7 protein-coding genes are annotated in these 6,580 nt (G+C 61.6%); 5 read left to right on the forward strand and 2 right to left on the reverse strand.

From position 1 onward, the window contains the following. Both C1877_RS14950 and C1877_RS14955 read left to right on the forward strand, forming a co-directional pair. Positions 1–1,310: molybdopterin-containing oxidoreductase family protein (locus C1877_RS14950; RefSeq protein ID WP_147274572.1), on the forward strand; the 1,310-nt coding region annotated here is incomplete at its 5' end. A gap of 5 nt (positions 1,311–1,315) precedes the next feature. After that, positions 1,316–1,645: a 4Fe-4S dicluster domain-containing protein gene (locus C1877_RS14955; RefSeq protein ID WP_114569516.1), complete on the forward strand. Its 330-nt coding sequence runs from the start codon at positions 1,316–1,318 to the stop codon at positions 1,643–1,645. A gap of 52 nt (positions 1,646–1,697) precedes the next feature. Here the strand turns inward: C1877_RS14955 and C1877_RS14960 are convergent, their stop codons facing one another. Continuing rightward, positions 1,698–1,958: a hypothetical protein gene (locus C1877_RS14960; RefSeq protein WP_041239366.1), complete on the reverse strand. Its 261-nt coding sequence runs from the start codon at positions 1,956–1,958 to the stop codon at positions 1,698–1,700. A gap of 538 nt (positions 1,959–2,496) precedes the next feature. On the opposite strand from C1877_RS14960, the gene C1877_RS15950 reads away from it, so the two are divergent. Beyond that, positions 2,497–2,928 carry a PadR family transcriptional regulator gene (locus C1877_RS15950; protein WP_015539665.1) on the forward strand — a complete coding sequence of 144 codons (432 nt, stop codon included), beginning with the start codon at positions 2,497–2,499 and terminating at the stop codon, positions 2,926–2,928. Positions 2,929–3,068: 140 nt separating this feature from the next. Here the strand turns inward: C1877_RS15950 and C1877_RS14970 are convergent, their stop codons facing one another. Continuing rightward, the gene (locus C1877_RS14970) at positions 3,069–4,550 is read right to left on the reverse strand and encodes a helix-turn-helix transcriptional regulator (protein WP_041239367.1); all 1,482 of its coding nucleotides are present in this window, start codon (positions 4,548–4,550) and stop codon (positions 3,069–3,071) included. Positions 4,551–4,785: 235 nt separating this feature from the next. Here C1877_RS14970 and C1877_RS15845 point away from each other — a divergent pair, with 235 nt between their 5' ends. Further along, positions 4,786–5,085: a hypothetical protein gene (locus tag C1877_RS15845; RefSeq protein WP_244909873.1), complete on the forward strand. Its 300-nt coding sequence runs from the start codon at positions 4,786–4,788 to the stop codon at positions 5,083–5,085. A gap of 6 nt (positions 5,086–5,091) precedes the next feature. After that, the gene (locus C1877_RS14975) at positions 5,092–6,075 is read left to right on the forward strand and encodes a molybdopterin-dependent oxidoreductase (protein ID WP_244909874.1); all 984 of its coding nucleotides are present in this window, start codon (positions 5,092–5,094) and stop codon (positions 6,073–6,075) included. Positions 6,076–6,580: the final 505 nt, after the last annotated feature.

Below are 6,580 nucleotides of genomic sequence, written 5' to 3' on the forward strand. Positions count from 1 at the left end.
CCCGCAAGATCGGCCGCGCGAAGTCGTGCTGCCTGCAGTGGGGCGTGGCGATGGACCACACCTCCGAGGGCTTCATCACCGGCATGGCGTGCTTCGACCTCATGGCGCTCACCGGCAACTTCGAGAAGCCCGGCACCATGGTGGCCGCGAACCCCGTATGGGATATGAGCGTGACATGGATGCCGCGCGAGAAGGTATGGGAAGGGTGCTCCGAGCCGGTCAAGGACCAGGGACGCACCATGAACTTCAAGTATCCTGCGCTCAAGGCCATGGCCGCCATCAGCCCCGACATGCTGCTCGAGGCCATGGAGACGGGCGAGCCCTACCCCATCAAGGCCATGTTCATGATGCAGAACAACGCCATCGCCTGCATGGGCGCCCAGCCCCAGCGCATCCTGCCGGCGCTGCAGAAGATGGAGTTCAACGTGGTGGTGGACCTGTTCCTCACCCCCACGGCGCTCGCCTGCGCCGACGTGCTGCTGCCCGCCGCGTGCTTCGCGGAGCGCATCGGCATCACCGGTCACCAGCCCTACGCGCTCGGCGCCATCGCGCAGGCCGTGGAGCCTTTGGGCGAGTGCAAGTCGGACCAGCGCATCATCTACGAGACGGGCAGCCGCTTCACCGACGAGGCCCACAAAAAGTGGGACGACGAGCAGGGCTTCTACGACTACCTGCTGCGCAAGACCGGCTATACCTACGAGACGCTGCGCGAGCGCACCTGGGCCTACCCCGAGTTCGAGTACAACAAGCACGAGAAGGGGTTGCTGCGCCGCGACGGCACGGTGGGCTTCGCCACGTCCACCGGCCGCTACAACTTCTACTGCCCGGAGATGCTGCACTTCGGCCTGTCGCCCCTGGCCGATTACGAGGAGCCGCCCGAGAGCCCGGTGTCGGCGCCCGAGCTCGCCGAGAAGTACCCGCTCGTGCTCACCACCGGCGCGCGTCCTTGGGGCTTCTTCCATTCGGAGCACCGCCAGAGCCCGTCCATGCGCCGCCTGCATCCCGACCCAACCGTGCTCATCCACCCCGAGACGGCGGCCGCCTACGGCATAGCCGACGGCGACTGGGTGACCATCGAGAACAACTTCGGCTCGTGCCGCCAGAAGGCGGAGCTCACCACCCGCATCCGCAAGGACACCGTCTCGGCCGACCACGCCTGGTGGTTCCCCGAGCGCGGGCCCGAGGACGGCACGCTGTTCGGCGTGATGGAGTCCAATATCAACAAGCTCGTCCCCATGCGTCCCGGCAAGGTGGGCTTGGGAGCGTCGTACAAGTCGCAGCTGTGCACCATCGGCAAGGTAGAGGAGTGATCGGCATGAGGCAAATGCTTGCAGTAGACTACGAGTTCTGCACGGGGTGCCACACCTGCGAGATAGCCTGCCAGCAGGAGCACGGCCTAGCGCCCGGCCGGTTCGGCATCAAGCTGACCCAGATAGGCCCCGACCAGATCACCGAGCGGAAGTGGCAGTACGAGTTCGTGCCCGTCCCCACCGACCGCTGCGACCGCTGCGCCCGCCGCCAGGCGGCCGGCAAGCCGCCGACCTGCGTGCAGCACTGCCAGGCGGGCTGCCTGTACTGCGGCACGCTCGAGGAGCTTGCCGAGAAGATCGACCTCGGCAAGAAGAAGCTCGCCCTGTTCAGCTAGCGCCTTTTCTGCCCGGCTCGCATGCCTGAAGGGGCGGTGCTGGAAAGCCCCTTCAGGTCGAGGGCGGGTCCTCGAGGTCGTCGGGGACCGGGAGGCCGCCCTCCTTCCCCGCATCGGGCGAAGGGCTGGTGTCCTGCGCGGCGAAGAAAGCATCGATAACCGATTGGTCCCGCTTCGTGCCCAGAACCGGCTTGCGCTCGAAGGCAGCCGCCTTGGCTCGACGGGTGGGACCCTTACCGAAAACAGAGCGCTCCACGACGCGGGCCTCTGCATTGTCGAGCCTGCGCGCATGGCTGTGAACGTCCTCGTGCATGCAATCGCCTCCCTTGTCGCTCTCGCGCCTCGGCGCACCGCTACCGCGGTCGTCCCGGTCCATGCATCCATGATAGAAAGGCGGCATCCCCTCCCAAGGATGAACTCGGTAGCTGGGCACCGTGTTCTTGGCGACTGGCCTACCGGCCTCCCTAACGGTACGATCAAAGCGGCGAACGGTGCGAGGTTTTTTAGTTTGCGCAGGTCAATGGTTATGTCGAGCACCCGACAGCCGTCAAGGGGCAACCGTTTGGCGGTCGGGGCGGCCGCAAGCGCGAGCGCCCTGACCGCTCCGCCGCCCGCTTCCTCACGGCTGATCGGGGCGCCGCTCGCTCTCCCGGCCGCCCCGCCTCCGCACGGGGAGATTGAGCGCCGTTCGCCCTCTCCCCGCCAAAACGCCAAGAAAATATTGGCATATTGCAACTAGTTATGAGATGATAGTGTTTGCAATTCTACCTAAGGAGACGCGTCCACCCTCCGCGCAGCCGATGCCGGAGCACAGGGGCGAAGTCCATTCTCGCGAGAAAGAGGTCCCGCCCATGTGGAGCAGCTGCCATCCCAAGTCCGACGAGGATATGAAGGAGTGCGCCGAGCTCGGCAAGTCGCTCAACCGCCTGTCGCAGCCCACCATCCTCACGCTGCTCGCCTGCTCCGACAAGCCCCTGCACGGCTACGTCATCGTGCAGCAGGCGGCGGAGTCCCCCATGTTCGGCGGCAAGAAGCCCGACGCCACCGGCATCTACCGCGCCCTCAAGCGCATGGAGGAGGCCGAGCTCGTCACCTCCGTATGGGACACGCCGGAAGAGGGCTCGGCCAAGCGCCTGTTCTCGCTCACCGACAAGGGCCGCCGCTGCCTGCGCCGCTGGATCGACGCCCTGGCCTGCTACGAGCTCACCCTCGAAGAGCTCCGCGGCCTCGCCGCCGGCGCCCTGGGCATCGACCTCCCCGACGCCCCCCTGTGCTCGCATTAGGCATTGCGCACCATTCGAACCGAAGGCATTCTCAGTCCCGAAGAGCTGCCCTTTCACACCCCGCTTTCTCGGCCATCCGACAAAATTGAGGATGGCAAGGAAAGCGGGGGGATATTCCGAGGGCCCATCACTCCGAACCCTTAAAGCGCTGAATCATCGTCCTTGTCAGCCATTATCTTCTCAACAACCATCATGAGCTCATCCCTTGAACTCACGCCAACCTTCTTGTAGATGCTATACCTATGCGCTTTTACCGTATGCGGGGATATATAGAGCTTTGACTGGATATAGTCTGATCCCCACCCCTTGGCGATCAAGTAGAACACTTCCGTCTCACGTGCTGAGAGGCCGTACCGCTTCACCACCGTCTCGCAACTCTTCTTCCAACGACCTCCACCCTGCTCATGGGTTTCCGTCGCGCCGCCCTCCTCATCGTGCTCGCCGGCAAGCTGATCCTTGTCGAAGGGGATTACCGTAACGAACACGGAAAGAAGGATCACCAAGACGAGCGACGCCCAGGTGAGAATATCGCTGCCCACAGAATGCGTGAAGGCAGACAGGAAACCCACGGCATAGCCGATGGCCACTCCCACGATAATGGGGGCAAACCCTCGGCCGGTGAGATAAAACGGCGACACCCCAAAGCGCTTGACGAGGCAGAAGAGGGAATCGAGATTGGCGAGGGTCAGCCATACATAGCCAACGAGGATAACAAGGATGCACAACGTTTTCAGCGGCGGATCAACGAACGGCATGGGCAGGAGGCCGATTACGAGCAAAGGGAAGAGAATCTTCTGTACCTTGCCGTGCATCATCTTGTCGGTGTTCTTCCCAAGATACGGAATCATCAGCAAAGCGCCCGTCACGATGGCCAAAGATATGCCCGCGTGCAGCCAAGGGTGGCTTTCGGCATCTGACAGACCGAATATGGCGATACCGAATACCGCTCCGTAAAGGGTGTTGAGAGCATCGATTGGCTTTGTGAGACGATGCCGCGCCATGGACTCCTTACGCGAGACAAACGGCGCTTGGGGAATCTCTCTTTCCAGCACTACGAGTATCGCCAAGCTCGCTGGCAAGGAAAGGCACGTGAAGGCTATGCCCGCACCGTCAGGCAGGCAATTACCAACGAAATAGAGCAAGGATCCGCCGGCCATAGAGAAGGAAAGGACCTTGGATGTGAAATTCTTCGTGAAAGCCGTCAAGAGCTCCGACCACAAAAGCAGAAGCGCGGAAAGCCCGATTCCCAGAAGAAAGCTCGCCACGAATACAACGAGCACGGGGACGTGCAAGTCGATGACGAACTGCGCATAAGACACGGCCCCGTGAGCAACGGGGCTCGCGCAGACCAAAGCCCACAGGAAACGATGCCCTTTCTGCACCGAGAGAAAATCCGACCATCGATTGCTCGCAACGGCCATGACCACCATACCGGCGCACAGGGCAACGGGCGCCAGCGGGGAGATCGTCTCGACAGCAGCTGTGTCATCGATGGCGGCGTTGTGGATCAGCGCGGTGTAAAAACTCGACCAAAATAGCGAGAAACCCATCACAAGGCTGATAAGAAGGGATACCGAACCCCTTTCCCCCTGCTCATACGATGGTTTAATACCTTCCGTCACTTAACCATCTCCTCTGATTTATCCGTTTCGTACTAGGCGAGTCGGCGGGTTTCAGACTTTCCAGATATACCAAGTCGCACGTCACGATCCTATAGTTCGGGAAACCACGTCGATCGGCTCGGCCCAGAGCCAGAGACGGGCTCTGCAGCACACCAGAGGGGCATTGCAATCGCTTCCGCCCATTCTAACCGATCGGCGTGGCACCGCAAGCAGAGAAGAGGGGAAGGAGAAGTGCATGGGAGAGAAGGATTACCGACTTGTCGAGCACGAGAAGCCTTGGAAGTACAAGGAGGACGACTACACCGTGACACGCGGCAGCGCATGGACCGGTCCCGGCTGCCATGAGGGTTGCGGAGTCTTGCTCTACACCGACGACGACGGAAAGCTCGTCAAGGTGGAGGGAGACCCGGAGAACCCGTTCAACCAAGGCCGCCTATGCGTTCGATGCCTGGATCTGCCCGAAGTCACCAACCACAAGGACCGCCTGCTCTATCCCATGAGGCGCAATCCCAAAGACCGGGGCAAAGACGCATAGGAACGCATGAGCTGGAACGAGGCCATCGACTACGTGGCCGGCAAGCTCATCGAGATCCGCGAAGAGCACGGAGCGGAGACCGTGCTCTTCGGCCAAGGAACCGGACGTGACATCTCCAGCTGGATCACCCGCATCGCCTGGTCCTACGGCTCGCCCAACTATTGCTGCTTTGCCCTTTCCGGCAATGCATGCTATCTGCCCCGCGTTGCCGGAATGGCCGCGACCTGCGGCAGCTACACGGTGGCCGATTGCTCCCAACAGTTCGTCGACCGCTACGACAACCCGGCTTACATCGTTCCCGAGTTGATGGTCATCTGGGGCAACTATCCGCTACGCGCTAACTCCGACGGCTTCTACGGCCATTGGGTCATCGATCTGATGAAGCGCGGCATGAAGATCATGATGGTGGACCCGCGCGTCACATGGCTCTCCCTCAAAGCCGAGGAGCACCTGCGCCTGCGCCCCGGCACCGACGCCGCGCTGGCTCTCGGCATGATGAACGTCATCGTCAACGAGGGCCTTTACGACCACGAGTTCGTGGACAAGTGGTGCTACGGTTTCGAGGAGCTGTCCGAGCGCGTGCAGGAGTATCCGGTTGACAAGGTTGCCGAGATCACTTGGGTGTCACCCGAGCAAATACAGCGCGCAGCACGACTGCTCGCCAACAGCAAACCCTGCGCCATGCAGTGGGGGCTGGCCGTCGACATGGTGCGTGAGGCCCTGCCGGCAGGTCAGGCTATCGTCGGCCTGTTCCAAATCACCGGCAACGTCGATATCCCCGGAGGGAACATCTTCCCCGTCGAGCTCATCGCCTATTCCGGCGGCTGGGGTGGCGAGCTCATCAGCGACGAGCAGAAGGCCAAGCGCATCGGCCTAGCCAATTACCCGCTGCTGAGGCTGGGCTTCCAGGTTGCCTCCAACGACGACCTTCTGGACACGCTGCTCACCGACAAGCCCTACAAGATGCGCGGCTCATGGGCACCACAGTAGGCAGTACGGCTGCTCGCAGACAATATGGCAAAGGGAGTCGCCCCCGTTTCTCGCCTCCATGCAGGGCGACTCCAACAATAGCTCGAGCAGAGTTCTGTTCGTCGAACAGTCGCTCTTTCAAAGCATCCGCCCTTGGCGACGCCTTGATAAACGGCTCATGCAAATCGGGGTTTCTGCTGATTCTTCATAGCCTATAGCTACAGCAATCGCGCTCTAGGCTATGAATACCTATCAGGCGCCTGCCGTATGGGCAGCGCAGCGGGCAAGCAAAGTCGCTCAGGGGGTCGACTACTGAAAATTACGAAAACCAGTTCGCCGCATAACCGGCCGCAACCGGTTATGCGGTGGAACGCTTCTATAGATATTCCACTGTCCCTGTTAAGGAGGGGAAAGATGAGAGAGAAAGCTTCCTTTAAGGTCGGCGTCGTCGCGGTCGCCGTGCTGATCGTGGCCGCGACGTTCCTCGTCCCCAACCCGGAGGGCCTCGCGTTCGAGGGCAAGATGC

This window comes from Gordonibacter pamelaeae (genome assembly GCF_003340385.1).
GTDB classification, from domain to species: Bacteria; Actinomycetota; Coriobacteriia; order Coriobacteriales; family Eggerthellaceae; genus Gordonibacter; species Gordonibacter pamelaeae.